The organism is Cellulosimicrobium sp. 22598 (genome assembly GCF_052044445.1).
In the GTDB taxonomy this organism is placed as follows: Bacteria; Actinomycetota; Actinomycetes; order Actinomycetales; family Cellulomonadaceae; genus Cellulosimicrobium; species Cellulosimicrobium cellulans_G.
Map to the genome: position 1 here is coordinate 166,132 of NZ_JBQEMZ010000004.1, position 26,093 is coordinate 192,224.

Sequence of the window (26,093 nt, forward strand, 5' to 3'; positions counted from 1 at the left end):
TAACAGTTCTGGAGGCGCTCCGATGAGTGCACCTGACTACTGGATGACGGAGGACGACGTGTGGGCGGCCGTCGCGGCCGCGCGGACCACCTTCGTGGAGCTCGTCGGCGGGCTCGGTCCTGCCGACTGGGAGCGCCCCAGCCTGTGCGCGGGGTGGCGCGTGCACGACGTCGCCGCGCACCTCACCCTCGCCCCCACCTCCTCGCGCGCGGCGCTCGCCCGCGGTCTCGCCCGGGCGCTCCTCCGGGGCCGCACGAGCTTCGACGGGATGATGGACCTCCTCACGCGCGAGGCAGGGACGCGCCCGCGCGAGGAGATCCTCGACGCCCTGCGTGCGGCCGTCGGGTCGCGCCGCCTCGCGCCGGGGACGAACCCGCACGTCGCGCTCGTCGACGCCCTCGTCCACACCCAGGACGTCGCCGTCGCGCTCGGCATCGAGGTCCCCGCCCCGCCCGTCGCCGCCCGCGAGGCAGCCGAGCGCGTGTGGGCCGTCTCGTTCCCCTTCCACGCCCGACGACGGCTCGCCGGGTTCCGCCTCGTCGCCGCCGACGTGCCCTGGCAGCGCGGCGAGGGCCAGCAGGTGACCGGGTCCATGACGGCCCTGCTCCTGCTGCTCACCGGGCGACCCGCGGCCCTCGCCCACCTGGACGGTGACGGGGCACGCCGCCTCGCCCGCTCGTTCGGGTCGCACGACCGGGAGGAGCTCCCATGAGCACGCTCGCCCAGGTCCTCGCCGTCGCCGCCGGCGTGCTGCACGTCGGCGTCGGGGTCGTCGAGGCCTTCTTCTTCCACCGCCCCTGGGCCCAGCAGTTCCTGCTGCGCACCCGGTCCTCGCCGCGCGAGGTCACCCTGTGGGCGTTCAACGTCGCGTTCTACAACATGTTCCTCGGCGCCGGCACGGTGCTCGGCGTCGTGCTCGCCGCGAACGGTCTCGTGGCCGAGGGCCGGACCCTCGTCCTGTACACCGCGGGCTTCATGACGCTCGGCGGGGTCGTGCTGTGGATCTCCGACCACCGCCTGTGGACCGGGACCCTGGGGCAGTCCGGGCTGGGGCTCGCGACGCTCCTCGCGACCCTCGCGTCCTGACGGACCCCTCGGCCGGCGACGCGCGTTGCTACGGTCGAGGCGTGAGCAGCGCCGCGCAGCCCCTGTCCCACGACCCGTCCTGGCCCCGGGCGGGCGGCTGGCCGCCGCTCGGCCAGGACGACGTCGACGTCGCGATCCTCGGCGTCCCGGCGTGGCGCACGTCGCTCTCCCCCACCGGCGCGCACGCGACGCCCGCCGCCGTCCGCGACGCGCTGCGCCGCTTCAGCCCCGCCCTCGTCGCCGACCGCCCCCTGCCCGACGGCGGCCCCTCCGCCCGCGTGCGGCCCGCCGTCGCGAGCGCGTCGGACGCGACGAGGTCTTCCGGGACCGGGCGGGGAGCGACGTCGGGCCGCGCCGTGCCCGTCGACCTCGCGGACCTCGCCTTCGCGGACCTCGGCGACGTCGACGAGCCGGACGGCGCGGACGGCGAGGCGCGGACGCGCGCGACGGTCGGCGCCGCCCTGGAGCGCGCGCGCCTGCTCGTCGCGCTCGGCGGCGACAACTCCGTCACCGTCGCGACGGCGCTCGGCGCCTGGGGCGACGACCTCGCCACCGCGGGCCTCGTGACGCTCGACGCCCACCACGACCTGCGCGACGGCGTGTCGAACGGGTCGCCCGTGCGGCGGCTGGTCGAGGCCGGCCTCGACCCGCGCCGGGTCGTGCAGGTCGGGATCGCCGACTTCGCGAACTCGGCCGAGTACGCGCGCCGCGCGGCCGACCTCGGGATCACGGTCGTGCACGTCGACGAGCTGCGCCGCCGCGGCCCCGAGGACGTCATGCGTGCGGCCATGGAGGTCGCCGGCGCCGCGGGCGGGCCGGTGCACCTCGACGTGGACGTCGACGTGTGCGACCGCTCCGTCGCCCCGGGCTGCCCCGCGAGCGTCCCGGGCGGGATCGCGGCGTGGGAGGTGCGCGCCCTCGTCCGCGCCGCGGCGGTCGACGAGCGTCTCCGCTCCGCCGACGTCGTCGAGGTCGACGCCACCGCCGACTCCCCCGACGGCCGCACCGTCCGCCTCGCCGCCCTCTGCGTCCTCGAGCTCGCCGCAGGCCTCGCCCGACGCGAGGTAGAGCGTCCGGTCGCGACGTAGAACGCGGCGAGCTCTATCTCGTGACCGGAGGCTCTATCTCGGCGGGAGGCGGACGCCGTTCTTCCAGACCGCGGCGACCAGCGGGACGCCCGGGCGGTAGGCGAGGTGGATGCGGCTCGGGGCGTCGAGCAGCACGACGTCGGCCCGGGCGCCGGGGGCGAGGTGCCCGACGTCGTCCCGTCGCAGCGCCAGGGCGCCGCCCGCGGTCGCGGACCAGACGGCCTCGGCGACGGTCATGCGCATCTCGCGGACCGCGAGCGCGACGCACAGCGGCATGGACGACGTGTAGCTCGACCCGGGGTTGCAGTCGCTCGCGAGCGCGACGACGGCGCCCGCGTCGAGGAGGCGTCGCGCGTCGAGATAGGGCTGGCGCGTCGAGAACTCCACGCCGGGGAGAAGGGTCGCCACGGTCCCGGCGACCGCTCGCGACGGCCCGCCCGCCCGCGTCCCGCCGCCGGTCCACGAGCCCGCGAGCGCCGCGACGTCGTCGTCGGTGAGGTAGGTGCAGTGGTCCACCGCGGCGGCGCCGAGCGCGACGGCGAGGCGCACCCCCTCCCCCGGCCCGAGCTGGCTCGCGTGCACGCGCACGCCGAGGCCCGCGGCGGCCCCGGCCTCCAGGACGCGGCGCGACTGCTCGGCCGTGAACGCGCCGGTCTCGCAGAACACGTCGACCCACCGCGCGTGCGGGGCGCACGCGGTGAGCATGTCGCCGCACACGAGGTCGACGTAGGCGTCGGCCCGACCCGCGTACTCGGGCGGCACGACGTGCGCCCCGAGGAACGTGACCTCCGGCGTGACTTCGCGCGCGAGCCGCACGGACCGCTCCTCGTCGGCGACCGTGAGGCCGTAGCCGCTCTTCACCTCGACCGTGGTCGTACCCTGCCGGGCCGCCTCGTCGAGGTGCCGCGCGAGGCCTGCCCGCAGGTCGTCGTCGGACGCGGCGCGCGTCGCCGCGACGGTGGAGCGGATGCCGCCCGCCTCGTACGGGCGCCCGGCCATGCGCGCCTCGAACTCGGCGGCGCGGTCGCCCGCGAACACGAGGTGCGTGTGCGAGTCGACGAACCCGGGGATCACCGCGCGCCCGCCCACGTCGACCGTGACATCCGGCGCTCGCCCGTCCAGCGCGCGCCCGACGGCGTCCCGCGCCTCGTGGGCGGGACCTGCCCAGGCGACCCGGCCGCCGTCGAGCAGCACGACGGCGTCCGTCACGAGCCCGGTCGGGTCGCCCGCGCGCGTCCCCGGCCCGCCGGGCGCGTTGGTCGTCAGCTCCCCGATCCCGACGAGGAGCGTCGACCCACTCGCCGAAGCGGGGCCGACGGTCCACCCCGACGACGCCGAACCCGGGGTCTCTCCCCAGGATCGGCCGTCCGTGAGGAACGATCCCGGGTTCGGCACCGTGGGGTGGACCATCAGGACTCCCGCGTCGGGATGCGGAGGCCGTTCCGCTCGGCCGTGGCCACCGCGTCGTCGTAGCCCGCGTCGACGTGGCGCAGCACGCCGAGGCCCGGGTCGTTGGACAGCACGCGTGCGAGCTTGGCCGCGGCGAGCGGCGTGCCGTCGGCGACGGACACCTGGCCCGCGTGGATCGAGCGACCCATCCCGACACCGCCGCCGTGGTGGATCGAGACCCACGTCGCGCCCGACGACGCGGCCGTGAGCGCGTTGAGCAGCGGCCAGTCGGCGATCGCGTCGGAGCCGTCGGCCATGGCCTCGGTCTCGCGGTACGGCGACGCGACGGACCCGGCGTCGAGGTGGTCGCGGCCGATGACGACGGGCGCGCGCACCGCGCCGGACGCGACGAGGTCGTTGAACGCCAGCCCCGCGCGGTCGCGCTCGCCGTGCCCCAGCCAGCAGATGCGCGCGGGCAGGCCCTGGAACGCGACCCGCTCCTGGGCGGCGCGGATCCAGCGGTGGAGGTGGTCGTCGTCGAACAGGTCGAGCACGGCGGCGTCGGTCGCGGCGATGTCGCGCGGGTCGCCCGAGAGCGCGGCCCACCGGAACGGGCCCTTGCCCTGCGCGAACAGCGGCCGGATGTACGCGGGCACGAACCCCGGGACGTCGAACGCCCGGTCGTACCCGCCGCGACGCGCCTCGTCGCGGATCGAGTTGCCGTAGTCGAACACCTCGGCGCCCGCGTCGAGAAAGCCGACCATCCCCTCGACGTGCCGCGCCATGGACTCGCGCGCGCGGTCGGTGAACTCGTCGGGCTTGGCCGCCGCGTAGTCGGCCCACTCGTCGACGCTCACGCCGACCGGGAGGTAGGACAACGGGTCGTGCGCCGACGTCTGGTCCGTGACGACGTCGACCTCGACCCCGCGCCGCAGCAGCTCGGGGACCACGACCGCGCTGTTCCCCTCGACCCCCACCGACAGCGCCCGGCGCTCGCGCCGCGCGTCCTCGACGAGCCGGACCGCGGCGTCGAGGTCGTCGGCGACGACGTCGAGGTACCGCTCGCGCACGCGCCGGTCGAGGCGCGACCGGTCGACGTCGACCACGAGGCACGCGCCGCCGTTGAGCGTCACCGCGAGCGGCTGCGCGCCGCCCATGCCGCCGCACCCGCCGGTGAGCGTGAGCGTCCCGGCGAGGGTCCCTCCACTGAGCCCCTGCCCGCCCTGGCGGGCGGAGAGCTTCGCGGCGACCGCGGCGAGCGTCTCGTACGTGCCCTGGAGGATGCCCTGCGCGCCGATGTAGATCCACGACCCCGCCGTCATCTGCCCGTACATCGTCAGGCCCATCGCCTCGAGCCGCCGGAACTCGGGCCACGTCGCCCAGTCCCCCACGAGGTTCGAGTTCGCGAGCAGCACGCGCGGCGCCCACTCGTGCGTCCGCAGCACCCCGACCGGCTTGCCCGACTGCACGAGGAGCGTCTCGTCGTCCGCGAGCGTCGTGAGCGTGCGGACGATCGCGTGGTAGCTCGGCCAGTCGCGCGCCGCGCGGCCGGTGCCGCCGTAGACGACGAGGTCGTCGGGCCGCTCCGCGACCTCGGGGTCGAGGTTGTTCATGAGCATCCGCAGCGGCGCCTCGGTCTGCCACGACCGCGCGGTGAGGGTCGTGCCGCGCGGGGCGCGGACGGGGACGGGGGTGCCGAGTCGGTGGGTCGGCTCGTGGGTCATGTCGTCTCGCTCCTTCGGGGTCGGCTCGGGGTCAGGCCAGGTGCCCGACGGCGGCGCTCGCCGCCGCGACCACGGCACCGCTCGTGACGAGGCGCGTCACGGCCTCGATGTCGGGCGACAGGTAACGGTCCGGTCCGGGACCGTCGACGACGGTCCGCACGAGGTCTCGCACGGCACCGGTCCCCCGCGCGGGGTGCAGGGACCCGCCGTCGCAGCGGAGGTCGAGCGCGCGCGTCGCGGTGAGCAGCTCGATCGCGAGGACGCGGCCCAGCCCGTCGACGGCGCGGCGGAGCGTGCGCGCCCCCGCCCAGCCCATGGACACGTGGTCCTCCTGCATGGCCGACGACGGGATCGAGTCGACGCTCGACGGCACCGCCAGCCGCTTGAGCTCCGAGACGATCCCCGCCGCCGTGTACTGCGCGATCATCAGGCCGGAGTCGACGCCCGGGTCGTCGGCGAGGAACGGCGGCAGACCCTCGTTGCGGGCCTTGTCGAGGAACCGGTCGGTGCGGCGCTCGCTCATGCTCGCGACGTCGGCCGCGACGATCGCGAGGAAGTCGAGCACGTACGCGACCGGCGCGCCGTGGAAGTTCCCGTTCGACTCGACGCGCCCGTCCACGGTGACGACCGGGTTGTCGATCGCCGCCGCGAGCTCCCGGCGCGCGACGGCGGCCGCGTGGTCGAGCGTGTCGCGCGCGGCGCCGTGGACCTGGGGCGCGCACCGCAGCGAGTACGCGTCCTGCACCCGGGTGCACTCGGGCCGGCCGTCGGCGTCGACCGTGCGGTGGCTCGCCACGACGGGCGAGCCGTCGAGCAGCGCGCGCAGGTTCGCGGCCGACGCCGCCTGGCCGGGGTGCGGTCGCATCGCCACGAGGTCGGCCGCGAACGGGGCGTCCGAGCCGAGCAGCGCCTCGACGCTCGCCGCCGCCGCGACGTCGGCCGTCGTGAGCAGGGACCGCAGGTCGTGCAGCGCGAGCGCGAGCATGCCGAGCATGCCGTCCGTCCCGTTGATGAGCGCGAGGCCCTCCTTCTCGCGCAGCGCGAGCGGCGCGATCCCGGCCGCGGCGAGCGCGTCGGCAGCGGGCATGAGGGCTCCCGTCGCGTCCCGGACCTCGCCCTCGCCGAGCGCGGCGAGCGCCACGTGCGCGAGCGGTGCGAGGTCGCCCGAGCAGCCGAGCGAGCCGAACTCCCGCACCACCGGGGTGATCCCGGCGTCGAGCATCGCGGCGTACGTCTGCGCGACGACGGGGCGCGCCCCGGTCCGCCCGGTCGCCAGGGTCGCGAGCCGCAGGAGCTGCAGCGCCCGCACGACCTCGCGCTCGACCTCCGGCCCCGACCCCGCGGCGTGCGACCGCACGAGGCTCAGCTGGAGCTGCGCGCGCCGCTCGACCGGGATGTGTCGCCGCGCGAGCGCACCGAACCCGGTCGACACGCCGTAGTGCGGGCGGTCGTCGTCCGCGAGCCCCTCCACGACGGCGCGGCTCGCCGCCATCGCCTCGACCGCCGCGTCCGCGAGCCGGACGCGCGCGCCGTGCCGCGCGACGTCGACCACGTCGTCGATCGTCAGCGGGCCGTCGCCCACGACGACCACGCGCGCGGCGCGGGCCGGGTCGGGAGCGAGGCCCGCCGTCGGGCCTGCCGTGAGGGCCGCCGTCGGGCCGGGCCCGACGGAGCCGGGCGCGCCCGCGCCGGAGCGGTCGGGGACGGCCGGGGAGTGCGTCGTCGCTGCCATGCCCCCAGCACACACCGCGCCCCGGCGCCCCGCGGGCCCGTCACGACAGGTTCCGTCTGGGATCCCAGACTCACCGCCAGGAGCCGACCACGCCCCCACCCGCCGTCGAGCACGACATGGGGGTCGTTATCGCGCGGATGACGACCCCCATGTCGTGTTCGGCGGGTCAGGCTCCGACGTAGGCCGCGAGGTGCTCGGCCGTGAGGGTGGACCTCGCCGCAACGAGGGCGGCCGGGGTGCCCTCGAAGACGACGCGGCCGCCGTCGTGGCCGGCGCCCGGGCCGAGGTCGATGATCCAGTCCGCGTGCGCCATGACCGCCTGGTGGTGCTCGATGACGATGACCGACTTGCCCGAGTCGACGATCCGGTCGAGCAGGCCGAGGAGGTTCTGCACGTCGGCGAGGTGCAGGCCCGTCGTCGGCTCGTCGAGGACGATGACGCCGCCCTTGTCGCCCAGGTGCGTCGCGAGCTTGAGGCGCTGACGCTCGCCGCCGGACAGCGTCGTGAGCGGCTGGCCGAGGCTCACGTACCCGAGGCCGACGTCGTCGAGCCGCTCGAGGATCGCCTTCGCCGCCGGGACCTTGGCCTCGCCGGACGAGAAGAACTCGCGGGCCTTCGCGACCGGGAGGTCGAGCACGTCGGCGATGTTGAGCCCGCCCAGCGTGTAGTCGAGCACCGCGGCCTGGAAGCGGCGCCCGCCGCAGTCCTCGCAGGGGGTCGAGACGGTCTCCATGAAGCCGAGCTCGGTGTAGATCACGCCCGCGCCCTTGCACTCGGGGCACGCGCCCTCGGAGTTCGCGCTGAACAGGGCGGGCTTGACGCCGTTGGCCTTCGCGAACGCCTTGCGGATCGGCTCCAGGAGCCCGGTGTACGTCGCGGGGTTGCTGCGGCGCGAGCCCTTGACCGCGCTCTGGTCGATGGTCACGACGCCCTCGCGCCGCGACACCGACCCCTCGACGAGCGAGCTCTTGCCCGACCCGGCCACCCCGGTCAGGACGACGAGCACCCCGAGCGGGATGTCGACGTCCACGTCCTGCAGGTTGTGCGCGTCCGCGCCACGGATCTCCAGCGCGCCCGACGGCGAGCGCACCTCGTCCTTGAGCGTCGCCCGGTCGTCGAGGTGGCGGCCGGTCACGGTGTCGCTCGCGCGCAGCCCCTCGACCGTGCCCTCGAACGTCACGTGCCCGCCGGCCGTGCCCGCGCCCGGGCCGAGGTCGACGACGTGGTCGGCGATGACGATCGTCTCGGGCTTGTGCTCGACGACGAGGACCGTGTTGCCCTTGTCGCGCAGCTGCAGCAGGAGGCCGTTCATGCGGTCGATGTCGTGCGGGTGCAGGCCGATGGTCGGCTCGTCGAAGACGTAGGTGACGTCGGTGAGCGACGACCCGAGGTGGCGCAGCATCTTGATGCGCTGCGACTCGCCCCCGGACAGCGTCCCTGAGGGGCGGTCGAGGCTGAGGTAGCCCAGCCCGAGCTCGACGAACGACGCGAGGTTGTCGCCGAGCGCGTCGACGACGGGGGCCATGTTCGGGTCGTCGAGGTCCCTGATCCAGGCCGCGAGGTCGGTGATCTGCATCGCGCACAGCTCGGCGATGTTCACGCCGCGGATCTTCGACGAGCGCGCCGACTCCGACAGGCGCGTGCCGCCGCAGTCGGGGCACGGCGCGAACGTCGCCGCGCGCTCGACGAACGCCCGGACGTGCGGCTGGAGCGAGTCGACGTCCTTGGAGAACATCGACTTCTGGATCTTGGGGATCAGGCCCTCGTAGGTGACGTTGATCCCCATCGCCTTGATCTTGGTGGGCTCCTTGTAGAGGAAGTCCTGCATCTGCTGGTCGGTGAACTCGCGGATGGGCCGGTCTCCCGGGAAGAACCCCGACTCGGCGAACCCGCGCACCATCCACCCGTCGGCGGTGTATCCCGGGACCTTGATCGCGCCGTCGCGCAGCGACTTGGAGTCGTCGAAGATCTCCGTGAGGTCGAGGTCGGAGACCGAGCCGCGCCCCTCGCACCGCGGGCACATGCCGCCGTGGTAGATCGCGTTGCGCACGATCGTCTTCTCGCCCGTGGCCGACGTCATGATGCCGCTCGCCTTGCGCGCGGGGACGTTGAAGGAGAACGCGGGCGGCGGGCCGATCTGCGGCTCCCCGAACCGGCTGAACAGGACCCGCAGGATCGCGTTCGCGTCGGTCACCGTCCCGACCGTGGAGCGCGGGTTCGCGCCGAGGCGCTCCTGGTCGACGACGATCGCCGTCGTGAGGCCCTCGAGCACGTCGACGTCGGGACGGTCCAGCGTCGGCATGAAGCCCTGCAGGAACGCCGGGTACGTCTCGTTGATGAGGCGCTGCGACTCGGCCGCGACCGTGTCGAACACGAGCGAGCTCTTGCCGGACCCCGAGACCCCCGTGAACACCGTGAGGCGCCGCTTGGGGATCTCGACGCTCACGTCCTGCAGGTTGTTCGACCGCGCCCCCTGGACCCGGATGACGTCGTGCCCGTCCGCGCCCCGTGGCGCCGCGGTCTGCGTTCCCGTCGTCGTTGCCGTGCTCATCGTGTCTCCTCGTCGTCGAGCCTCGTCGCGCGGCCACCGCCGATCCGGTCGACCGGCCGGTCGACGGCGCCGACCGTCCGACCTCGGCAGCCCCGTGAAAGTCTGCCCGAGAACCGGTCGGTCCGGCGCGCGGATCCTGCCGCGCCGCGCGACCGTCCGGTGCCGGGCGCGCGGCCGTCCCTGTCAGGACCGGCCACGCGGGCGCCGCTCATCGCGGCGTGAGCCGCACGAGCGGGTACTGCCGCTCGGCCTTGCTCTGGTACCGCGCGATGCGCGGCTGCTCCGTCGCGACGCGCCGCCACGCCCGCTCCCGGTCCGCCCCCGCGAGCTCGTGCGGCACCGCGGGGACGGGCGCCCTGCCGGGCAGCTCGATCGCGACGTCGTCGGGGTGGGCCACGAGGTTCGCGTGCCAGTCCGGGTTGCGGCTGCCGCCTCCCGAGGCGACCACGAGGACGGCGTCGCCCTCGTCCGGCAGCCACATGAGCGGCGTCTCGCGCGGCGCCCCGCTGCGGCGGCCCACGGTGTGCAGCACGAGGACGTCCATGCCCATGAACGTGGCCTTGCCGCCCCGGACCTTGCGGACGAGCCGCGCGTTCGAGCGGCGCTGCGTCCAGCGCGAGAACCGTCCCGGCGTGCCCGGGGCGCGCCCCGCGCCGTTCGTCGTGCGTCCTTCGGTGCTCATCGTCGTCTCCTTCGTCCTCGTGGTCGGCCCCGCCCGTCGGGCCGGTCCGTGGTGTGTCGTGGTGCTGCGTCGTCGGTGCTGCGTCGCCCCCGGGGGGTGGCCCGGGGCCGACGGCGGTCCTCACCGCTCGTCGAGCACCTCGCCGTCGAGCGCCTCGTGGTCCGTCGTGAGGCCGAGCGTCGCCCCGACGAGCGGGACGTCGCGCGCGGCCTGGGCCGCGGTCTGCATCGCGGCGGCCGAGTCCCAGCGCCAGATGTCGAGGTACGTCCCGTCCTCGAGCCGGACGAGCGTGGCGGCGGTGAACGCGGGGTTCGCCGCCCGCAGCCCCTGGATGAGCGCGCTGCGCTGCTCGAGCATCTGGGCCAGCCGGCCCGTCTCCACCGTGTACCGGTGCGTCCTGACGACGGCCATGGTCGTCTCCTCTCCGTCCCGCCCGGCGCCTCTCGCCGCGCCCTTCCAGGCTCGGGCCGCACGCGCGGGCGAACAACGGCCGATCCGGCAACGGTGGTTGCGCCCGGGGTTAACGAACGCGACGATCGTCGGGTGGAGCTGCGCGACATCGAGATCTTCCTGACGCTCGCCGAGGAGCTGCACTTCGGGCGCACTGCGGAGCGCCTGCACGTGTCCGCGCCCCGGGTGAGCCAGGCGATCGCCAAGCAGGAGCGCCGCATCGGCGCCCCGCTCTTCGAGCGGACCAGCCGGCGCGTCGCGCTCACGCCCCTCGGGGAACAGCTCCGGGCCGACCTCGAGGCCGGGTACCGCCGCATCCTCGAGGGCGTCGAGTCCGCCGCGAGCACCGCTCGGGCCGCGCGCGAGACCCTGACGTTCGGCGTCATGGGACCCCTGTGGCAGGAGATCGCCCCCGTCACGGCGCTGTTCCGCGCCCGCAACCCGCACGTCGACCTGCGCATGCGCGAGGTCCGCCTCGACGAGCCCTTCCGCCTCCTGCGCGACGGCGAGGTCGACGTCGCGCTCCTGTGGCTCCCCGTCGAGGAGAAGGACCTCGCGGTCGGCCCGGTGACCTTCACCGAGCCGATCGTGCTCGCCGTCGGGCGGACGCACCCGCTCGCCACGCGCTCGTCGGTGTCCGTCGCCGAGCTGGCCGACGAGAACGTCCTGCCCTCCGGGCTGCCCGTCCCCGACTACTGGGAGGACGCCGTCAGCCCCGTCCCCCGCAGCGAGCCCGACCGCGGCGGCACCACCCCGACCCGCGAGGAGGTGCTGTGGCGGGTCATGTCCGGCGACGGCGTCGCGGTCGCGTGCGCCCAGGGCATCCGCTACCTCGAGCGCTCCGACGTCGCCTACGTGCCGCTCGACGAGCGGCCCGTGCTGCGCTGGGGCCTCGTCCGGCGCGCCGGTCCGATCCCGCCGCTGGTCGCGGAGTTCTCCCAGGTCGCGGCCGAGCTCGGTCCGCTCGCGCTCTCGCTCGACCTCGCGGCTGCGGAGTCGAGCGGCCGGGTCTGACGACCCTCAGCGGCGCTGCTGGATGCGGATCTCGTTGCCCGCCGGGTCCCGGAACGCGCAGTCGCGCACGCCGTAGGGCTGGTCGATCGGCTCCTGCACGACCTCCGCCCCCGCGGCCTCGATGCGCGCGAACGTCTCGTCGACGTCGGTCGTGGCGAGGTTCACCCCGAAGTAGGCGCCCTTCGCGACGATCTCCAGGAGCGCGCGCTTGTCGTCGTCGCTGAGGCCCGGCGTCGCGGCCGGCGGGTGCAGCACGATGGCGGTGTCCGGCTGGTCGGCCGGGCCCACGGTGATCCACCGCATCCCCTCGTAGCCGACGTCGTTGCGGATCTCGAAGCCGAGGACGTCGCGGTAGAAGGCCAGCGACGCGTCGGGGTCGGTCTGGGGCAGGAAGCTGGAGTTGATGGTGAGGTTCATGGGATCGACGCTAGGCGCGTCACCCGGCCCGCGCTTCTCGATTCCTGACCGGTCGCGTGACGCGGCGCGCGACGCACGCCGGCATCCCGTCGAGCCGCTCCGCGCCGGGGACGGCGGCGCTCCCGTCCGACAGCGCCTCGACGGCGTCGGTCGCGGTGCCGGCCCCGCGCGACGCGCCCGCCGCGGCCGTCCGGGACTCCACGGGCGCGGGAGACGCGGCGTCGGCCTCCGCCGCGCGGCGCCGGTAGACGCTCGGCGGCACGCCCACGAGCTCCGTGAACCGCGTGCTGAAGGTCCCCAGCGACGAGCACCCGACGGCGAAGCACACGTCCGTGACGCTCAGGTCGCCGCGGCGCAGCAGCGCCTTCGCGCGCTCGATGCGTCGCGTCATGAGGTACGCGTACACCGACTCCCCGTACGCGGCCTTGAACTCGCGGCTCAGGTGCCCGGCCGAGACGTGCACACCGGCCGCGAGCGCCGCGACGTCGAGCGGCTGCGCGTACTCGCGGTCGATCCGGTCCCGCACGCGCCGCAGCCGCGCGAGGTCGCGCAGGCGCTGGTCGTCGGGCACGGTCGTCACGCCTCGATCGTGCCACGGCCCTACCGTGGTCCTCATGCCGAGCGACGTGCCCGCCGCGCGCCAGGCCGTCCGCGTGCTCACCTACCTCGCCGCGCAGGCCGGCCCGTCGCCCGCGGCCGCCGTCGCGCAGGGCCTCGGGCTCCCCCGGTCGACCGTGTACCACCTGCTGTCCGTCCTCGTGGACGAGGGGTTCGTGACGCACCTCCCCGAGGAGCACCGGTACGGGCTCGGGACGGCGTCGCTCGCGCTCGGCTCCGCGTACGCGCGCCAGGCACCGCTCGCCCGGCTCGCGCGGCCCGTCGTCGCGCGCCTCGTCGAGTCCACGGGCGAGAGCGCCCACCTCGCCGTCCTCAACGGGCGCGAGGTGCTCTACCTCGTCGAGCAGCGCGCGCCGCGCCGCCCCACGCTCGTGACCGACGTCGACGTCCGTCTCCCCGCCCACCTCACCGCGAGCGGGCGCGCCGTCCTCGCCGGGCTGCCCGCCGCCCAGGTGCGCGCCCTCTTCCCCAGCGCCGCCGCGTTCGCCGACCGGACCGGCGTCGGGCCGCAGACCCTCGGCGCGCTGCGCGAGGTCCTGCGCGGCGTCCGCCGGCGCGGCTGGGCCGAGGAGGACGGCGAGGTCACCCCCGGCCTCGCGTCCGTCGCCCACGCGGCGGTGGACCACACCGGCCTCCCCGTCGCCGGCATCGCCCTCACGTTCTGGGCCGACGACGCCCCACCCGCCCGCCGCGCCGAGCTCGCCGCCGCCGTCGGACGCGCCGCCACCGAGGTCAGCCGCCGCCTCGGCGCCCGCGCCACCTCGACCCGCCCGTCCGGCCCGACCGCCCCGAGGTAGAGCCCGGTCTGCCGAGCTAGAGCTCTGGTCTTCTTCTCGCTGAACCAGGGCTCTACCTCGCGGGACCAGGGCTCTACCTCGCGAGGGGACGCCGACGACGTTGCGCACGGCCGACGTCCCGACTAGATTTTTCGGTATGCCGAACTTTTTGACGCGGAGGTCCGTACGTCGTGCTGCCGCAGCCGTCGCGGCCCTCGCCGCAGCGACGCTGAGCGGCTGCTCGAGCGCCACGGACGCGGGGTCGGTCCCGCCCGACGACGACCGGCCCGTCGTGCTCACGACGTTCACCGTGCTCGCCGACATGGCGGAGAACGTGGCGGGCGACCACCTGCGCGTCGAGTCGATCACCAAGGTCGGGGCGGAGATCCACGGCTACGAGCCGACGCCCGGCGACGTCCGCAAGGCGGCGGACGCCGACCTGATCCTCGACAACGGCATGGGGCTCGAGGCGTGGTTCGGGCGGTTCGTCGACGGGCTCGACGTGCCGCACGTCGTCGTCAGCGAGGGCATCGAGCCCATCGCACTGGGCGACGACACCGCCGAGGAGTACCAGGGCAAGGAGAACCCGCACGCCTGGATGTCGCCCGTGAACGCGCAGGTCTACGTGCAGAACATGGCCGACGCGTTCGCGGAGCTCGACCCGGCCCACGCCGACGACTACGCGGCGAACGCCGCGGCCTACTCCGCCGAGCTCGCCGCCGTGCACGACGAGCTCACGACGGCGCTCGACGCGCTGCCCGAGGGCCACCGCGCGCTCGTCACGTGCGAGGGCGCGTTCCCCTACCTCGCGCGCGACGCCGGGCTCGCGGAGAAGTACCTGTGGGCGGTCAACGCCGAGCAGCAGGCGACGCCGCAGTCGGTCGTCGGCGCCATCGAGTTCGTCGAGCAGCACGACGTCCCGGCCGTGTTCTGCGAGTCCACCGTCTCCGACGACGCGATGCAGCAGGTCGCGCGCGAGTCCGGCGCGGCCTTCGGCGGGACGCTCTACGTCGACTCCCTCTCCGCGCCCGACGGCCCCGTGCCGACCTATCTCGACCTCCTGCGCCACGACACGGAGACCATCGTCGCGGGCCTCACCGGCACCACCGCGGGCGGTGACGCGTGAGCGCGGGCGGGCAGGCGCCGTCGGGCACGCCCGCGATCGACGTGCGCGACCTCACCGTCCACTACGGCGACGTCCTCGCGCTCGACGGCGCGACCCTCGCCCTGGGGTCCGCGCACGGGCCGGGGACGGTGTGCGGGCTCGTGGGCATGAACGGCTCGGGCAAGTCGACGTTGTTCAAGGCGGTCATGGGCATGGTCCGCCCGGACCGCGGCACGGTCCTGGTCGACGGCGCACCCCCCGCGCGCGCCCGGCGCGCCCAGGCGGTGGGGTACGTGCCGCAGAGCGAGGACGTCGACTGGGCGTTCCCGCTGAGCGTGCGCGACGTCGTCATGACGGGCCGCTACGGCTACCAGGGCTTCACGCGGCGCACCCGGCCCGCGGACCGGGAGGCGGTCGAGCACGCGCTCGCGCGCGTCGAGCTCACCGACCTCGCCGACCGGCAGATCGGCGCGCTCTCGGGCGGGCAGCGCAAGCGCGCGTTCGTCGCCCGGGGGCTCGCGCAGGGCGCGACCGTCCTCCTGCTCGACGAGCCGTTCGCCGGCGTGGACAAGCGCACGGAGGCGACCATCACCACGCTGCTGCGCGAGCTCGCGGCGGGCGGGGCGACCGTCCTCGTCTCGACCCACGACCTGCACGCGCTGCCCGAGCTCGCGGACGAGGCCGTGCTGCTCCAGCAGCGGGTCCTGCTGCACTCGACGCCCGCGGAGGTCCTGCGGCCCGAGAACCTCGCGCTCGCGTTCGGCGTGGTGATGGCCCCGTGACCGACCTCCTCGCCACCCTCCTGGAGCCCCTGTCGTTCGAGTTCCTGCGCACCGCGCTCGCCGTCACGGTGACCGCCGGGATCGTGTGCGGCGTCCTGTCGTGCTGGCTCGTGCTCGTGGGCTGGTCCCTCATGGGCGACGCCGTCTCGCACGCCGTGCTGCCCGGCGTCGTGCTCGCCTACGTGGTGGGCGCGCCGTTCGCGCTCGGCGCGCTCGTCTTCGGGCTGCTCGCGGTGCTGCTCATCGGCGCGGTGCGCGACACGTCCCGCGTCAAGGAGGACGCCGCGATCGGGGTCGTGTTCACGACGCTGTTCGCGCTCGGCCTCGTCCTCATCTCCGTGACGCCGAGCCAGACGGACCTCAACCACATCCTCTTCGGCAACCTGCTCGGGGTGTCGCGCGCGGACCTGCTCCAGGTGCTCGCGCTCGGCGCGGTGACGCTCGCGGTCGTCGTGCTCAAGCGGCGCGACCTCACGCTCTACGCGTTCGACCCCACGCACGCGCACGCGATCGGGCTGTCCCCGCGACGGCTCGGCGCGCTGCTGCTCGGCCTGCTCGCGCTGACCGTCGTCGTCGCGCTCCAGGCGGTCGGCGTCGTGCTCGTGGTCGCGCTGCTCATCACGCCCGGCGCGACGGCCTACCTCCTCACCGACCGGTTCTCGCGGATGCTGTGGATCTCGCCGCTCGTGGCGGCCGTGTGCGGGGTCGTCGGCATCTACGTGAGCTACTACCTCGACACGGCCTCGGGTGGCACGGTCGTCGTCGCGCTGGGCGTCGCGTTCGCCCTCGCCTACCTGTTCAGCCCGCGCCACGGACTGATCGGGACGCGAGCGGCCGCCGCCCGGCGCCGCCGCCTCGTCCGGGTCTGACCTCGCGCTCGGCGCACCCCGCGCCGTTCCGGACGTGTCGCCCACGTGCGCTGTGTGCGAAATCTCCATGAATTCGCCCACGATTCCCTGGCTCTTCTCAGGTTCGACCGGGAGACTAGGTGCCATGTCAGCGAGGACGAGCGAGCCCACGACGCCGCAGCGCACGCGCACGTCAGCCCGGTTCGCCGCGGCGAGCCTGCTCGCGCTGGCCATGATGCTCCCGATGTGCGCCTCGGCGAACGCCGCGGAGGTCCAGCAGCTCATCGCGGACGCGCAGGTGCAGACCGAGACCATCGGCGACGACCTCGACCGGGTCCACGCCCAGCTCCCCGCCCTGCACCCCGTCCTCCGCAACGACGTGCTCGACGCCGTCGAGTCGGTCCAGGCCGCGACGGACGAGGCCCGCTCCGCGCTCGACCGCGCGACCGACGGCGACGAGGCCGCGGACGGCCGGGCCGCCGTCGCGCTGGCCGACGCGCAGGTCGCCCTCGACGCGGCGTCCGCGCAGCTGCGCCACGTGACGGACCTCGCGCACGACGCGGGCGAGGGTGTCGCCGTCGCGCTCGAGCGGCTGCAGGCCCACATCGACGTGCTCCGCGGCGAGACGAGCCGCGCCGGGGTCTGACCCGCCTCTCATCCGCTCGCGAGATCGACCCGCACGGTCGAGATCGACCCTCGGTAGGTCGATCACGTGACGGTGGGGTCGATCTCGGGGTGCCGACCGCCGCCGCGCGGTCGGTCGCGCGGCTTCCTACGATGGCGGGATGCCGCGCGTCACCGGGATCGTCAAGCCGCACGAGGCGTTCCCCGGGGTCGCCCGGCTCGACCGCGCGGTCAACGACTGGACCAACCGCCGCGCGCTCGGCCCCCGCGCCGACGCCGCGCTCTCGCGGCTGTCCGCCGCGGCCGACCACAGCGTCCTGTGGGCCGGGGCGGCCCTGGGCATCGCCGCGACGGGCCGGCGCGGGCGCGAGGCGGCGCTGCGCGGCTACGGCTCGCTGCTCGTCTCGAGCCTCCTGGCCAACGTCGTCGGCAAGACCGTGTTCGGCGGCGAGCGACCCTCGCTCGAGCCGCTGCCGCTGTGGCGCCGGCTCGCCGACCCGCCGACGTCGCCGTCGTTCCCCTCCGGCCACTCGGCGTCGGCGGCGGCGTTCGTCACAGGCGTCGCCACCGTGTGGCCCACGCTGGGCCTCGCCCTCGCGCCGCTCGCGGGCGCGGTGACGTACTCGCGCCTCCACACCGGCTCGCACTGGTTCTCCGACGTCGCCGCGGGCGCCGCGCTCGGAGCCGGGGTCGCCCTCGTCGGCCGGGCGCTCGTCCCCGACCGAGCCGAGCGTGGCCCCGACGTGCCCGCGGGACCGCCCGCCGTCGTCCCTGCGCTCGACGACGGCGTGGGGCTGTTCGTCGTCGTGAACCCGGCGGCGGGGTCGGGTCGTCTGCTCAAGGAGGACCCGCTCGTGGCGCTGCGCGAGGGCCTGCCCCGCGCCGAGGTGCACGTGCTCGGCGAGGGCGACGACCTCCGGCACCTCTTCGACGACGCCGCCGGCAGGGGCGTCCGGGCGCTCGGCATCAGCGGCGGCGACGGCACCGTCTCCACGGCCGCGGCGGCGGCCCGCGCGCACGACCTCCCCCTCGCCGTCTTCCCCGGGGGCACGCTGAACCACTTCGCCCGGGCCGCCGACCTCACCTCGATGAGCGCGACGGCGGCCGCCGTCCGCACGGGATCCGGCGTGACGATCGATGTCGCGGACCTCGAGGTCGACGGGCAGGACGGACCGCCACGGACCGTGCTCAACACCTTCTCGGCGGGCGTCTACCCGGAGCTCGTCACGGAGCGCGAGAAGCACGAGCACCGTCTGGGCAAGTGGCCGGCGGCAGTCCTGGCCGCGGCACGGGTCCTGCGGCGGGCCCACCGTGTGCGGATGGAGGTGGACGGGCACGAGGGCGAGTACTGGTCGCTCTTCGCGGGGGTCAACCGCTACTTCCCGCAGAGCCTCGCCCCGGTCGAACGGCGCCGGCTCGACGACGGGGTGCTGGACGTCCGCACCGCCCGCGCCGAGCGACGCGCGAGCCGGCTGCGCACGTTCCTCGAGGTCGCGGCGGGCGACACGGGGACGCGCCTCGCGCGGCGGGTGCCCGGTGTGCGTCGGCACCTCGTGGTCGACGCGACGACCGTCCCGGCGCTCGAGCTCCGGTTCCCCGCCCGGGGCACGGTCGTCGGCCCGGGCAGGTCCGCTCCCGACGACGGGACCTCGCCCACGGCCGCCGGGTCGCCGCCCGTCGTGCTCGCGCACGACGGCGAGACGCTCGCGCTCGACGCGGTCGCGGACGCCGATCCGGTGACCGTCCGTCTCACCATGCGGCCCGGCGCGGTGCGCCTCTACGCGCCGAGCGACCCGACCGCCGGGTAGCGCGCCTGATCCATACTATTTGTCCGCCTTTCACGGACATCGGGGAGAACTCCCCCTGTTCAGACACACACGACATGGCCCACAATGAGCCCCGCACCCGCGGACGGCCCGTCCGCGCATCCTCAGGACCTGGCCTCGACGGCCCACCCAGAAAGCAGAACAACCATGGCCCAGCAGTACCCCGCCGCCCCCCAGGCCCCCGCCGGCTACGCCGCCCCGATCGAGGACCCGGGCAAGACCCTCGGCATCGTCGGCTTCGTGCTCGCGTTCGTCTTCGCCATCGCGGGCATCGTCGTCAGCGCGATCGCGCGCAAGAAGAGCAAGGAGGCGGGCTTCGACAACCAGCTCGCCAAGTGGGGCCTCATCCTCAGCATCATCTTCACGGTGCTCGGCGCCATCGGGACGATCATCTACATCGTCGCGATCGCCGCGCTCGTCGCGAACGGCGCCGTGACCTCGACGTACTGACGTCGCCGCGCCGCTGCCGGCGCACCGTCCGACGGCCGTCGCCCCACCCGGGGCGGCGGCCGTCGTCGTGATCCGCGCGCCCACGGACTGCTCCGGGCCCGTCCACCCGGCACGATGCCCGGTCGCGGAAGATCCCACGGCCGGGCACCGTTGAGACGGCGCACGACCGCGCCGCCGGTGAGAGCACCGGTCCGCCGACGGTCGACCGACCGCAGGAGCAGACGATGACCGACACGACTCCCCCGACCCCCACCGGACCCGAGAGCACCACCGCCGGACCGCCGTCGGACCCCACGACGGTCGAGCTCGGCCTCGACACCTTCGGCGACGTGACCGCCGGGCCGGACGGCGCGCTCCTCAGCGGGGCGCGCACGATCCGTGACGTCGTCGAGGAGGCGGTCCTCGCGGACGAGGTCGGGGTCGACTTCTTCGGCGTGGGCGAGCACCACCGCGCGGACTTCGCGATCAGCGCACCGGAGGTCGTGCTCGCCGGCATCGCGACCCGGACCTCGCGGATCCGGCTCGGGTCCGCGGTGACCGTGCTCAGCTCCGACGACCCGGTGCGCGTCTTCGAGCGCTTCTCGACGCTCGACGCGCTCTCCGGCGGACGCGCGGAGGTGATCCTGGGGCGCGGGTCGTTCATCGAGTCGTTCCCGCTGTTCGGCTACGACCTCGCGGACTACGAGGTGCTGTTCGAGGAGAAGCTCGACCTGTTCGTCCACCTGCTCGACGAGGGCCCCGTCACGTGGTCGGGCACGACGCGCGCCGGGCTCGCCGACCAGGAGGTCTGGCCCAAGACGGAGAGCGGCCGGCTGCGGACCTGGGTCGGCGTGGGCGGGTCGCCCGAGTCGGTCGTGCGGACCGCACGGCACGGCCTGGGCCTCATGCTCGCGATCATCGGCGGCGAGCCCGAGCGGTTCCGCCCGTACGTGGACCTCTACCACCGCGCCGTCGAGGAGCTCGGCAACCCGGTGCTGCCGGTCGGCGTGCACTCGCCCGGCCACGTCGCCGACACCGACGAGCAGGCGCAGGAGGAGGTTTACGAGCACTTCGCGGCGATGAACAACCGGATCGGCCGCGAGCGCGGCTGGCCCGCCTACCACCGCGGACGCTTCGCCCACGACGTGCGCGACGGGTCGCTCTACGTCGGCTCGCCCGAGACGGTGGCCCGCAAGATCGCCCGCACCGTCCGCCTCCTGGGCGCGGGCCGGTTCGACCTCAAGTACTCGACCGGCACGCTGCCGCACGCGACGATGCTCCGCAGCATCGAGCTCTACGGCACCCAGGTCATCCCGCGCGTCCGCGAGCTCCTCGCAGACTCCTGAGCCGCCCGCCCCGGCCCCCCGCCCCGCCGTCGAACACGACATGAGGGTCGTTATCCGGTCGAAAGCGTCCTCCATGTCGTGTTCGACGGCGGGCGGGGTCGTGTTCGACGGCGGGCGGGGCGGCGGGGTCGGCGGGTCAGCCGGTGGCGGCTGCGCGGAGGGCGGCGGCCTCGAGGTCCGGCGGGAGGCCGACGGCGGGGCGGTCCGCGCGCTGCGGCGTCGCCTCGCCCGCGGCGTCGAGCGCGCGGAGCCAGGCCCAGGTGTCGCGCACGGTCTCGCGGACGTCCCGGGGGCGAAGCCCGAGGGCGTACGCGCGCGAGGTGTCGGAGCCGTGGAGCGCGTCGTGCAGCTCGCCCGGCGGGAGCCACACCGGGAGCTGGCTCCACGGCTCGATGCCCGCCGCGAGCACGGCCTCCGGCTCGACCCACACGAGCTCGGCGGGCGGGTTCCCGGCCGCCGCCGCGTCGTCCGCCGTCGCCTCGACGCACGCCGCGAGCAGCTCGCCCGTCGTCGTGTGGCCCGGTGCGCTGACGACGTCGACCGGTCCCGACGCGCCCGCGAGCGCCGCATCCAGCGCGAACGCCGCGAGGTCGCGCGCGTCGACGTACTGCAGCGGCAGGTCCTTCGGACCGGGCGCGAGCACGGGCCCGCCCTGCGCGACGCGCCGGAGCCACCACGGCAGCCGCCCGACGTTCTCGCGCGGGCCGAGGATCAGCCCCGCGCGCAGCAGGACCGCCCGGTCGCGGAGCGCGTCGACGGCGGCGATCTCCGACCCCCGCTTCGCGCGGGCGTAGTCGTCGTGGCTCGTGTCGTCCGGGTCGCCGTCGACGACCGACGCCGTCTCGTCGGCTCCGCGGGGCGTCGGGAACGGGTACACCGAGCGCGACGACACGTAGACGTACCGGCTGTCGCCGGGGATCCTGCCGGCGAGCAGTCCCGCGGCGTCGCGGACCGCCGCGGGGGCCCACGACCACGTGTCCACCACGACGTCCCACGTCTGCGGGACGTCGTCTGCCCGCAGCGCGTCCAGGCCGTCCGCCCGGGTGCGGTCCCCCACGAGCCGTCGGACGCCGTCGGGCACGGGCGTGCTGCCGCGGTTGAGGACGGTCACGTCCCAGCCGCGGGCGAGCGCGTCGTCGACGACGGCACGTCCCACGAAGTCGGAGCCGCCGAGGACCAGGAGTCGGGTCATGGACCCACTCTGGCGTGTCGTCGACTCGCCCGCAGGCGGTTTCGCCGCGGGCAGACGGCCGGAGGCACGCGCGCTCGGACAGATCCTTCTCGACCTGGGTCCCCGCCTGACCCACCTGGCCAGGTATCCTGGCCATGACGCCCGACACCGAGGAGGCACCGTGCAGGTCAACGTGCTCGAGGCCAAGAACAACCTCTCCCAGCTCCTGAACCGCGCCGCGGCCGGAGAGGACGTGGTCATCGCCCGCCGCGGCGTCCCGCTGGTCCGGCTCGTGCCGGTCCGCGCGGACCTCGCGCACGGCACGGGCGCGGCGATCGTCGAGTGGCTCGACGACCATCCGCCGTCCACGCGCTCGATCCGCCCCGCGGAGCAGGTCGACGCCGGGATCGAGGCCGAGCGCGAGGGCTGGGAGTGATCTACCTCGACTCGTGTCTCGTGATCTACCTGGTCGAGGACGCGGAGCGCGGGTCCCACGTACGCGGGCTGCTCGCCCGGCACGGCGAGGAGGAGTTCGCGATCAGCCCGCTGGTCCGGCTCGAGTGCCTCGCCGGGCCGCTCCGGTCCGGGGACGTCGAGCTCGAGGACCGGTACCGCGCGGCACTCGGGCTGTTCGCCGAGGTGCCGCTCGACGCCACCGTCTTCGAGCGTGCCACGCGTCTCCGCGCCACCTCGTCGCTCCGCACGCCTGACGCACTCCACCTCGCCGTCGCGCAGGTGCACGGGTGCACCGCCCTGTGGACGAACGACGCGCGGCTCGCCGTCGCCGGACGTGGGCTCGCGGTGGACGTGCTCCACGACGACTGACCTGGGTCCCGGGCCGAGTGCGCCGGGCACACGCTCAGTCGGGGTCGGTCGGGTCCAGGGGTGCGTCGGGGTCGAGGTTGACGACCCCGCGGCGCCAGTAGCCGTGCACCTCGACCTGGTCGGGCCGCGCCCCCGCCCGTCGTAGGTCGCGACGCACCGGGACAAGGTCGGTCGCCTCTCCGGCGCCGAACACGTACTCGTCGGCGTCGAGCGGGCCGATCGCCCGCACGGCCTCGGCGAGCTGGCCGGGACCGTCCGTGCGGTAGAGGATCTCGAGCGTCGCGCGACCGAGCTCGTCCTCGACGAACGCCTCGTCCACGTCGTCGCCGATCTCGACGATCGCCGTCACCGGCACGTCCGTCCCGACGGCGTCGACCCACCGGGCGAGCGCGGGCAGCCCCGTCTCGTCCCCGACGAGCAGCAGCCGGGCGACGCCGTCGGGCACGCCACGGCTCGTCGTCGGGCCCGCGAGCACGACCTCGTCGCCGACGTCGGCGCCCGCAGCCCAGGCCGACGCCGGACCACCCTCGCCGGTGGGCGGCACGCCCGGGGCGTCGCCGCCGTGCAGCACCCAGTCGACGTCGACCTCCGCGACCCCGTCGACCGTCCGCGTCGCCCGCACGGTCAGCTCGCGCGAGATCGACACGACGCCGGTCGGGCGCTGGAGCGCGCCGTCCGCCGTCAGGGTCGGGGCGTGCAGCACACCGCTCGCCGGGTCGGGCAGGAAGACCTTGACGTGGTCGTCCGGGCCGGGGGCGCGCAGCGCAGCGAGCGAGGCCAGGCGCGAGCCGTCGACGACCGGCCCGGCCGCCCGCCCGTCGTCGTGCGCGCCCGGGGCGGCGTCGCGGAACGTGATGCGCCGCAGCGCGCCGGACGTCTCCTGGACGCGGTGCACGCGGACGCGGCGGGGAACGAGGTCGAGGGTGGTGCGGGCTCGGGCGAACACCGCCCCATTCTGCGCCGAGCACGACATGAGGGTCGGTATCCGGCGCTTTCCGTCCTTCAGGTCGTGCTCGACGGCGGGTCAGATCGTGCTCGCCGCGCCGGCGTCGATCAGGGACAGGTCGTGCTCGTCGAGCACGACGTCCGCCGAGGCGAGGTTGTGCGCGAGGTGCTCGACCGACGTCGTGCCCGGGATCGGGACCACGTGCGGCCCGCGGTGGAGCAGCCACGCGAGCGCCACCTGCCGCGGGTCCAGACCGCGCCGGGTCGCGACCTCGACGAGACCGGGAGTCGTGCGCGGGTCGAACGACACCGGGAAGTACGGGACGAAGGCGACGCCGAGCTCGCGCGTGCGCTCGACGACCGGGTCGTGGTCGCGCCTCGCGACGTTGTAGAGGTTCTGCACCGCGGCGATCGGCGCGACCTCCCGCGCCGCGTCGAGCTGCGCCGTCGTGACCTCGGACAGTCCGAGGTGGCGCACCTTGCCCTCCTCGACCAGGCGCGTGAGGGCACCGACCTGGTCCTCGATCGGGTACGCGTCGTCCACGCGGTGGAGGGAGAGGAGGTCGATCGTGTCGCGGCCCAGACGGCGCAGGCTCAGCTCGGCCTGCTGGCGGAGGTAGGCGGGATGGCCGAGCGGGACCCACTCGTCCGGCGAGGGGCGCACGACGCCCACCTTGGTCGAGACGGCGACCGGCAGTCCGACGCCCGCGAGCGCCTCGCCCACGAGCTCCTCCCCCGCCCCGAGCGCGTACGCGTCGGCGGTGTCGACGAGGTCCACGCCGCGGTCGACCGCCGTGCGGACGAGACGGACGAGGTCGGCGCGGTCCGTGGGAGCCTGCCAGACCGGGGCGGTCGGGCCGCGCCGCTCGTCGGGTCCGTCGGCGAGGCGCATGGTGCCGAGCCCGATGCGGTGCACGGGAAGATCGCCGCCGAGAAGATGTGTTCGGTTCGTCATGGGACCGATGCTGGGGGCTCACATGCATGGGAGGGGCAAGCGATGGTGACCGAGGTCACGCTGCGCGTGGGGGACGTCGCTCGCGCGACCGGCGCGAGCGCGCGGCTGCTGCGCTACTACGAGGAGCAGGGCCTGCTCGCCCCGGCCCGATCGCCGTCCGGGCAGCGGCTGTACTCGCTCGACGACCTCGAGCGCGTCGCGCGGGTCCGCCGCCTGCTCGACGCAGGGCTGTCCACGACGGTGATCGGGCAGGTCCTCGCGTGCGCGTGCGGCGGGTCGGGCGACGTCGAACCGTGCCTCGACCCGCTCCTCCAGGAAGAGCTGGCGCGCGTCGACGCGCGCCTGGCGCAGCTCGCCGCGCACCGCGAGCGGCTCGCCGGGCTCGTCACCGAAGCACCGGCGTCGGCCAGGCCGACGTCGGGCGGGCGGTCCGAGGCCGGCGACCCGACCGCGCCGAGCACCCGAGCCCGGTGCGACCCGGCGCTGCTGCTCGCACGGCCCGGCGGCCCGCGGTCCTGAGGACCGCGACCGCCGGGGCGCGCACCGCCCTGCGCGCTCAGGCGAAGAACACCCGGAGGTCGGCGACGACGTCCTGCGGGACCTCGAGCGACGCGTAGTGGCCACCGCGCGGGAACTCGGACCAGTGCTCGATCCGGGCGTTGTCGCGCTCGGCGAACGCGCGGATCGTCTGGAAGTCGTCCCGGAAGACGGCGACGCCGATCCGGCCCTGGCTCACGACCGGCTCGGCACCGGAGCGCTGCTCCGCGTAGTGGTAGCGCGCGGCGGTCGCGTAGGAGTTGGTGAGCCAGTAGAGCGTCGCCTGCGCGAGCACCTGGTCGGCGCTCACGAGGCTCGTCCCGTTGCCGAAGCTCTCGAACAGCTCGTGGTACGCGAGGACGGCGACGGGCGAGTCGGCGAGGCCCGCGGCCATGGTCTGCGGCCGGGACGCGTTCATCGTGTTGTAGGCGCCCACGGACTGGAACCACTGGAGGTGGCCGAGCGCCGCGTACTCCTTCTCCCCGAAGCCGTCCATCTCGCCCGGCGCACCGGACGGGAAGGAGAAGAGCTGGAGCACGTGCGCGCCGCGGAAGCCCTCGGGGTCGAGGACCGCGAGCTCGCGCGAGACCATCGCCCCGCCGTCGCTGCCGTGGATGCCGTAGGACGCGTAGCCGAGGTCGCGCATGAGCGCGTCGTAGGCCCGGGCGACGCGCGCCATGGTCCAGTCCGTGTCCCCCACGACGGGCGTGGAGAACCCGAATCCCGGCATGGACGGGATCACGAGGTGGAACGCGTCCTCGGGGCGGCCGCCGTGCGCGACGGGGTCGACGAGCGGGTCGATCATGTCGAGGAAGTCGAGGAACGACCCGGGGTACGAGTGCGCGAGCAGCAGCGGGGTCGCGTCCTCGTGCTGCGAGCGCACGTGCAGGTAGTGGATCGGCTGGCCGTCGATCTCGGTGCGGAAGCCCGGGTAGGCGTTGACCCGGTCCTCGACGGCGCGCCAGTCGAACGCCGTCCAGCGCCCGACCATGTCGCGCAGGTAGGACTCGGGCGTGCCGTAGTCCCAGGAGTCGCCGGGGGCGGCCGGCGCGAAGCGGGTCCGCTCGAGCCGCTCGCGCAGGTCGTCCAGGTCGGCCTGCGGGACGGCCACGGAGAACGGGCGGTGCTCGAGGGTCGTGCTGCTCATGATGCCTCCTCGGTCGGAGCGGGCCT

General features: G+C 75.0%; 26 protein-coding genes and 1 pseudogene. 15 read left to right on the forward strand and 12 right to left on the reverse strand.

Annotation, left to right across the window (positions count from 1 at the left end; all coding sequences use genetic code 11):
- The first annotated feature begins 22 nt into the window (after positions 1-22).
- Genes ACTJIY_RS06240 through ACTJIY_RS06250 form a run of 3 tightly spaced genes read left to right on the forward strand, consistent with a single transcriptional unit; the run spans position 23 to position 2,174 of the window.
- Positions 23-712 carry a maleylpyruvate isomerase family mycothiol-dependent enzyme gene (locus tag ACTJIY_RS06240; protein ID WP_440673484.1) on the forward strand — a complete coding sequence of 230 codons (690 nt, stop codon included), beginning with the start codon at positions 23-25 and terminating at the stop codon, positions 710-712.
- A complete protein-coding gene (locus tag ACTJIY_RS06245; RefSeq protein WP_440673483.1) occupies positions 709-1,086 on the forward strand; it encodes a DUF1304 family protein in 378 nt (125 codons plus the stop codon). Before ACTJIY_RS06240 ends, ACTJIY_RS06245 begins: the two co-directional genes overlap by 4 nt.
- Before the next feature lie 41 nt (positions 1,087-1,127).
- Positions 1,128-2,174, forward strand: a complete 1,047-nt coding sequence (locus ACTJIY_RS06250; RefSeq protein WP_440673482.1) for an arginase family protein — start codon at positions 1,128-1,130, stop codon at positions 2,172-2,174.
- Positions 2,175-2,207: 33 nt separating this feature from the next.
- Here the strand turns inward: ACTJIY_RS06250 and hutI are convergent, their stop codons facing one another.
- From hutI to ACTJIY_RS06280, 6 genes are all read right to left on the reverse strand, one after another.
- The gene (gene hutI / locus ACTJIY_RS06255; protein WP_440673569.1) at positions 2,208-3,587 is read right to left on the reverse strand and encodes an imidazolonepropionase; all 1,380 of its coding nucleotides are present in this window, start codon (positions 3,585-3,587) and stop codon (positions 2,208-2,210) included.
- Positions 3,584-5,287 carry a urocanate hydratase gene (gene hutU, locus ACTJIY_RS06260; RefSeq protein WP_440673481.1) on the reverse strand — a complete coding sequence of 568 codons (1,704 nt, stop codon included), beginning with the start codon at positions 5,285-5,287 and terminating at the stop codon, positions 3,584-3,586. The genes hutI and hutU overlap by 4 nt, the downstream gene beginning before the upstream one ends.
- Before the next feature lie 31 nt (positions 5,288-5,318).
- Positions 5,319-7,019 (reverse strand): histidine ammonia-lyase, encoded by a 1,701-nt coding sequence (gene hutH / locus ACTJIY_RS06265; protein WP_440673480.1) that lies wholly within the window; start codon positions 7,017-7,019, stop codon positions 5,319-5,321.
- Positions 7,020-7,185: 166 nt separating this feature from the next.
- Positions 7,186-9,570, reverse strand: coding sequence for an excinuclease ABC subunit UvrA (locus tag ACTJIY_RS06270; protein WP_353706785.1), 2,385 nt, complete (start codon positions 9,568-9,570; stop codon positions 7,186-7,188).
- Between the two features lie 208 nt (positions 9,571-9,778).
- A complete protein-coding gene (locus ACTJIY_RS06275) occupies positions 9,779-10,252 on the reverse strand; it encodes a nitroreductase family deazaflavin-dependent oxidoreductase (protein WP_440673479.1) in 474 nt (157 codons plus the stop codon).
- Positions 10,253-10,372: 120 nt separating this feature from the next.
- On the reverse strand, positions 10,373-10,663 hold the full coding sequence (locus ACTJIY_RS06280; RefSeq protein WP_205205596.1) for a hypothetical protein: 291 nt from the start codon (positions 10,661-10,663) through the stop codon (positions 10,373-10,375).
- A 132-nt stretch (positions 10,664-10,795) separates the two neighbouring features.
- On the opposite strand from ACTJIY_RS06280, the gene ACTJIY_RS06285 reads away from it, so the two are divergent.
- A complete protein-coding gene (locus ACTJIY_RS06285) occupies positions 10,796-11,716 on the forward strand; it encodes a LysR family transcriptional regulator (protein WP_440673478.1) in 921 nt (306 codons plus the stop codon).
- Positions 11,717-11,722: 6 nt separating this feature from the next.
- Here ACTJIY_RS06285 and ACTJIY_RS06290 read toward each other — a convergent pair whose 3' ends face one another.
- Together ACTJIY_RS06290 and ACTJIY_RS06295 are read right to left on the reverse strand one after the other, a co-directional pair.
- Positions 11,723-12,133, reverse strand: coding sequence for a VOC family protein (locus ACTJIY_RS06290; protein ID WP_253054684.1), 411 nt, complete (start codon positions 12,131-12,133; stop codon positions 11,723-11,725).
- Positions 12,134-12,356: 223 nt separating this feature from the next.
- Positions 12,357-12,749, reverse strand: a pseudogene (locus tag ACTJIY_RS06295) (helix-turn-helix transcriptional regulator); the annotation flags it as partial.
- On the opposite strand from ACTJIY_RS06295, the gene ACTJIY_RS06300 reads away from it, so the two are divergent.
- The 8 genes from ACTJIY_RS06300 (at position 12,748) to ACTJIY_RS06335 (ending at position 20,487) form a co-directional block, all read left to right on the forward strand.
- The gene (locus tag ACTJIY_RS06300) at positions 12,748-13,548 is read left to right on the forward strand and encodes an IclR family transcriptional regulator (protein WP_353706787.1); all 801 of its coding nucleotides are present in this window, start codon (positions 12,748-12,750) and stop codon (positions 13,546-13,548) included. The pseudogene ACTJIY_RS06295 and the gene ACTJIY_RS06300 overlap by 2 nt on opposite strands.
- Positions 13,549-13,684: 136 nt before the next feature.
- A complete protein-coding gene (locus ACTJIY_RS06305) occupies positions 13,685-14,653 on the forward strand; it encodes a metal ABC transporter substrate-binding protein (RefSeq protein ID WP_440673477.1) in 969 nt (322 codons plus the stop codon).
- Positions 14,650-15,414 (forward strand): metal ABC transporter ATP-binding protein, encoded by a 765-nt coding sequence (locus ACTJIY_RS06310; RefSeq protein WP_440673476.1) that lies wholly within the window; start codon positions 14,650-14,652, stop codon positions 15,412-15,414. The genes ACTJIY_RS06305 and ACTJIY_RS06310 overlap by 4 nt, the downstream gene beginning before the upstream one ends.
- Positions 15,411-16,283 (forward strand): metal ABC transporter permease, encoded by an 873-nt coding sequence (locus tag ACTJIY_RS06315; protein WP_353706790.1) that lies wholly within the window; start codon positions 15,411-15,413, stop codon positions 16,281-16,283. Before ACTJIY_RS06310 ends, ACTJIY_RS06315 begins: the two co-directional genes overlap by 4 nt.
- 124 nt (positions 16,284-16,407) lie before the next feature.
- Positions 16,408-16,908 carry a hypothetical protein gene (locus tag ACTJIY_RS06320; protein ID WP_253054694.1) on the forward strand — a complete coding sequence of 167 codons (501 nt, stop codon included), beginning with the start codon at positions 16,408-16,410 and terminating at the stop codon, positions 16,906-16,908.
- 139 nt (positions 16,909-17,047) lie between these two features.
- Complete coding sequence (locus ACTJIY_RS06325) at positions 17,048-18,694, forward strand: bifunctional phosphatase PAP2/diacylglycerol kinase family protein (RefSeq protein ID WP_440673475.1); 1,647 nt, start codon at positions 17,048-17,050, stop codon at positions 18,692-18,694.
- 165 nt (positions 18,695-18,859) lie between these two features.
- Positions 18,860-19,162 carry a hypothetical protein gene (locus tag ACTJIY_RS06330; RefSeq protein WP_204538222.1) on the forward strand — a complete coding sequence of 101 codons (303 nt, stop codon included), beginning with the start codon at positions 18,860-18,862 and terminating at the stop codon, positions 19,160-19,162.
- Between the two features lie 224 nt (positions 19,163-19,386).
- Positions 19,387-20,487 carry an LLM class flavin-dependent oxidoreductase gene (locus ACTJIY_RS06335; RefSeq protein WP_253054698.1) on the forward strand — a complete coding sequence of 367 codons (1,101 nt, stop codon included), beginning with the start codon at positions 19,387-19,389 and terminating at the stop codon, positions 20,485-20,487.
- A 136-nt stretch (positions 20,488-20,623) separates the two neighbouring features.
- On the opposite strand, the gene ACTJIY_RS06340 is transcribed toward ACTJIY_RS06335, so the two are convergent.
- Positions 20,624-21,679 (reverse strand): NAD-dependent epimerase/dehydratase family protein, encoded by a 1,056-nt coding sequence (locus tag ACTJIY_RS06340; protein WP_440673474.1) that lies wholly within the window; start codon positions 21,677-21,679, stop codon positions 20,624-20,626.
- Positions 21,680-21,839: 160 nt separating this feature from the next.
- On the opposite strand from ACTJIY_RS06340, the gene ACTJIY_RS06345 reads away from it, so the two are divergent.
- A complete protein-coding gene (locus ACTJIY_RS06345) occupies positions 21,840-22,094 on the forward strand; it encodes a type II toxin-antitoxin system Phd/YefM family antitoxin (RefSeq protein ID WP_440673473.1) in 255 nt (84 codons plus the stop codon).
- Positions 22,091-22,483: a type II toxin-antitoxin system VapC family toxin gene (locus tag ACTJIY_RS06350; protein ID WP_440697221.1), complete on the forward strand. Its 393-nt coding sequence runs from the start codon at positions 22,091-22,093 to the stop codon at positions 22,481-22,483. The genes ACTJIY_RS06345 and ACTJIY_RS06350 overlap by 4 nt, the downstream gene beginning before the upstream one ends.
- A gap of 34 nt (positions 22,484-22,517) precedes the next feature.
- Here ACTJIY_RS06350 and ACTJIY_RS06355 read toward each other — a convergent pair whose 3' ends face one another.
- Both ACTJIY_RS06355 and ACTJIY_RS06360 read right to left on the reverse strand, forming a co-directional pair.
- Complete coding sequence (locus ACTJIY_RS06355; RefSeq protein WP_440673471.1) at positions 22,518-23,429, reverse strand: siderophore-interacting protein; 912 nt, start codon at positions 23,427-23,429, stop codon at positions 22,518-22,520.
- 78 nt (positions 23,430-23,507) lie between these two features.
- A complete protein-coding gene (locus tag ACTJIY_RS06360) occupies positions 23,508-24,383 on the reverse strand; it encodes an aldo/keto reductase (RefSeq protein ID WP_440673470.1) in 876 nt (291 codons plus the stop codon).
- A gap of 42 nt (positions 24,384-24,425) precedes the next feature.
- Between ACTJIY_RS06360 and ACTJIY_RS06365 the strand changes: the two genes are divergently transcribed.
- Positions 24,426-24,902, forward strand: a complete 477-nt coding sequence (locus ACTJIY_RS06365) for a MerR family transcriptional regulator (RefSeq protein ID WP_440673469.1) — start codon at positions 24,426-24,428, stop codon at positions 24,900-24,902.
- A gap of 37 nt (positions 24,903-24,939) precedes the next feature.
- On the opposite strand, the gene ACTJIY_RS06370 is transcribed toward ACTJIY_RS06365, so the two are convergent.
- Positions 24,940-26,067 (reverse strand): epoxide hydrolase family protein, encoded by a 1,128-nt coding sequence (locus ACTJIY_RS06370; RefSeq protein WP_353706795.1) that lies wholly within the window; start codon positions 26,065-26,067, stop codon positions 24,940-24,942.
- Between the last annotated feature and the right edge of the window lie 26 nt (positions 26,068-26,093).

Bases quoted from the DNA above. Each gene is read 5' to 3' on its own strand.
- ACTJIY_RS06300 (WP_353706787.1), top strand. From the start codon at position 12,748: ATGCCGAGCGACGTGCCCGCCGCGCGCCAGGCCGTCCGCGTGCTCACC.
- ACTJIY_RS06320 (WP_253054694.1), top strand. From the start codon at position 16,408: ATGTCAGCGAGGACGAGCGAGCCCACGACGCCGCAGCGCACGCGCACG.
- ACTJIY_RS06245 (WP_440673483.1), top strand. From the start codon at position 709: ATGAGCACGCTCGCCCAGGTCCTCGCCGTCGCCGCCGGCGTGCTGCAC.
- ACTJIY_RS06330 (WP_204538222.1), top strand. From the start codon at position 18,860: ATGGCCCAGCAGTACCCCGCCGCCCCCCAGGCCCCCGCCGGCTACGCC.
- ACTJIY_RS06325 (WP_440673475.1), top strand. From the start codon at position 17,048: ATGCCGCGCGTCACCGGGATCGTCAAGCCGCACGAGGCGTTCCCCGGG.
- ACTJIY_RS06240 (WP_440673484.1), top strand. From the start codon at position 23: ATGAGTGCACCTGACTACTGGATGACGGAGGACGACGTGTGGGCGGCC.
- ACTJIY_RS06290 (WP_253054684.1), bottom strand. From the start codon at position 12,133: ATGAACCTCACCATCAACTCCAGCTTCCTGCCCCAGACCGACCCCGAC.
- ACTJIY_RS06270 (WP_353706785.1), bottom strand. From the start codon at position 9,570: ATGAGCACGGCAACGACGACGGGAACGCAGACCGCGGCGCCACGGGGC.
- hutU (WP_440673481.1), bottom strand. From the start codon at position 5,287: ATGACCCACGAGCCGACCCACCGACTCGGCACCCCCGTCCCCGTCCGC.
- ACTJIY_RS06360 (WP_440673470.1), bottom strand. From the start codon at position 24,383: ATGACGAACCGAACACATCTTCTCGGCGGCGATCTTCCCGTGCACCGC.
- ACTJIY_RS06365 (WP_440673469.1), top strand. From the start codon at position 24,426: ATGGTGACCGAGGTCACGCTGCGCGTGGGGGACGTCGCTCGCGCGACC.
- ACTJIY_RS06275 (WP_440673479.1), bottom strand. From the start codon at position 10,252: ATGAGCACCGAAGGACGCACGACGAACGGCGCGGGGCGCGCCCCGGGC.
- ACTJIY_RS06305 (WP_440673477.1), top strand. From the start codon at position 13,685: ATGCCGAACTTTTTGACGCGGAGGTCCGTACGTCGTGCTGCCGCAGCC.
- hutH (WP_440673480.1), bottom strand. From the start codon at position 7,019: ATGGCAGCGACGACGCACTCCCCGGCCGTCCCCGACCGCTCCGGCGCG.
- ACTJIY_RS06280 (WP_205205596.1), bottom strand. From the start codon at position 10,663: ATGGCCGTCGTCAGGACGCACCGGTACACGGTGGAGACGGGCCGGCTG.
- ACTJIY_RS06335 (WP_253054698.1), top strand. From the start codon at position 19,387: ATGACCGACACGACTCCCCCGACCCCCACCGGACCCGAGAGCACCACC.
- ACTJIY_RS06340 (WP_440673474.1), bottom strand. From the start codon at position 21,679: ATGACCCGACTCCTGGTCCTCGGCGGCTCCGACTTCGTGGGACGTGCC.
- ACTJIY_RS06370 (WP_353706795.1), bottom strand. From the start codon at position 26,067: ATGAGCAGCACGACCCTCGAGCACCGCCCGTTCTCCGTGGCCGTCCCG.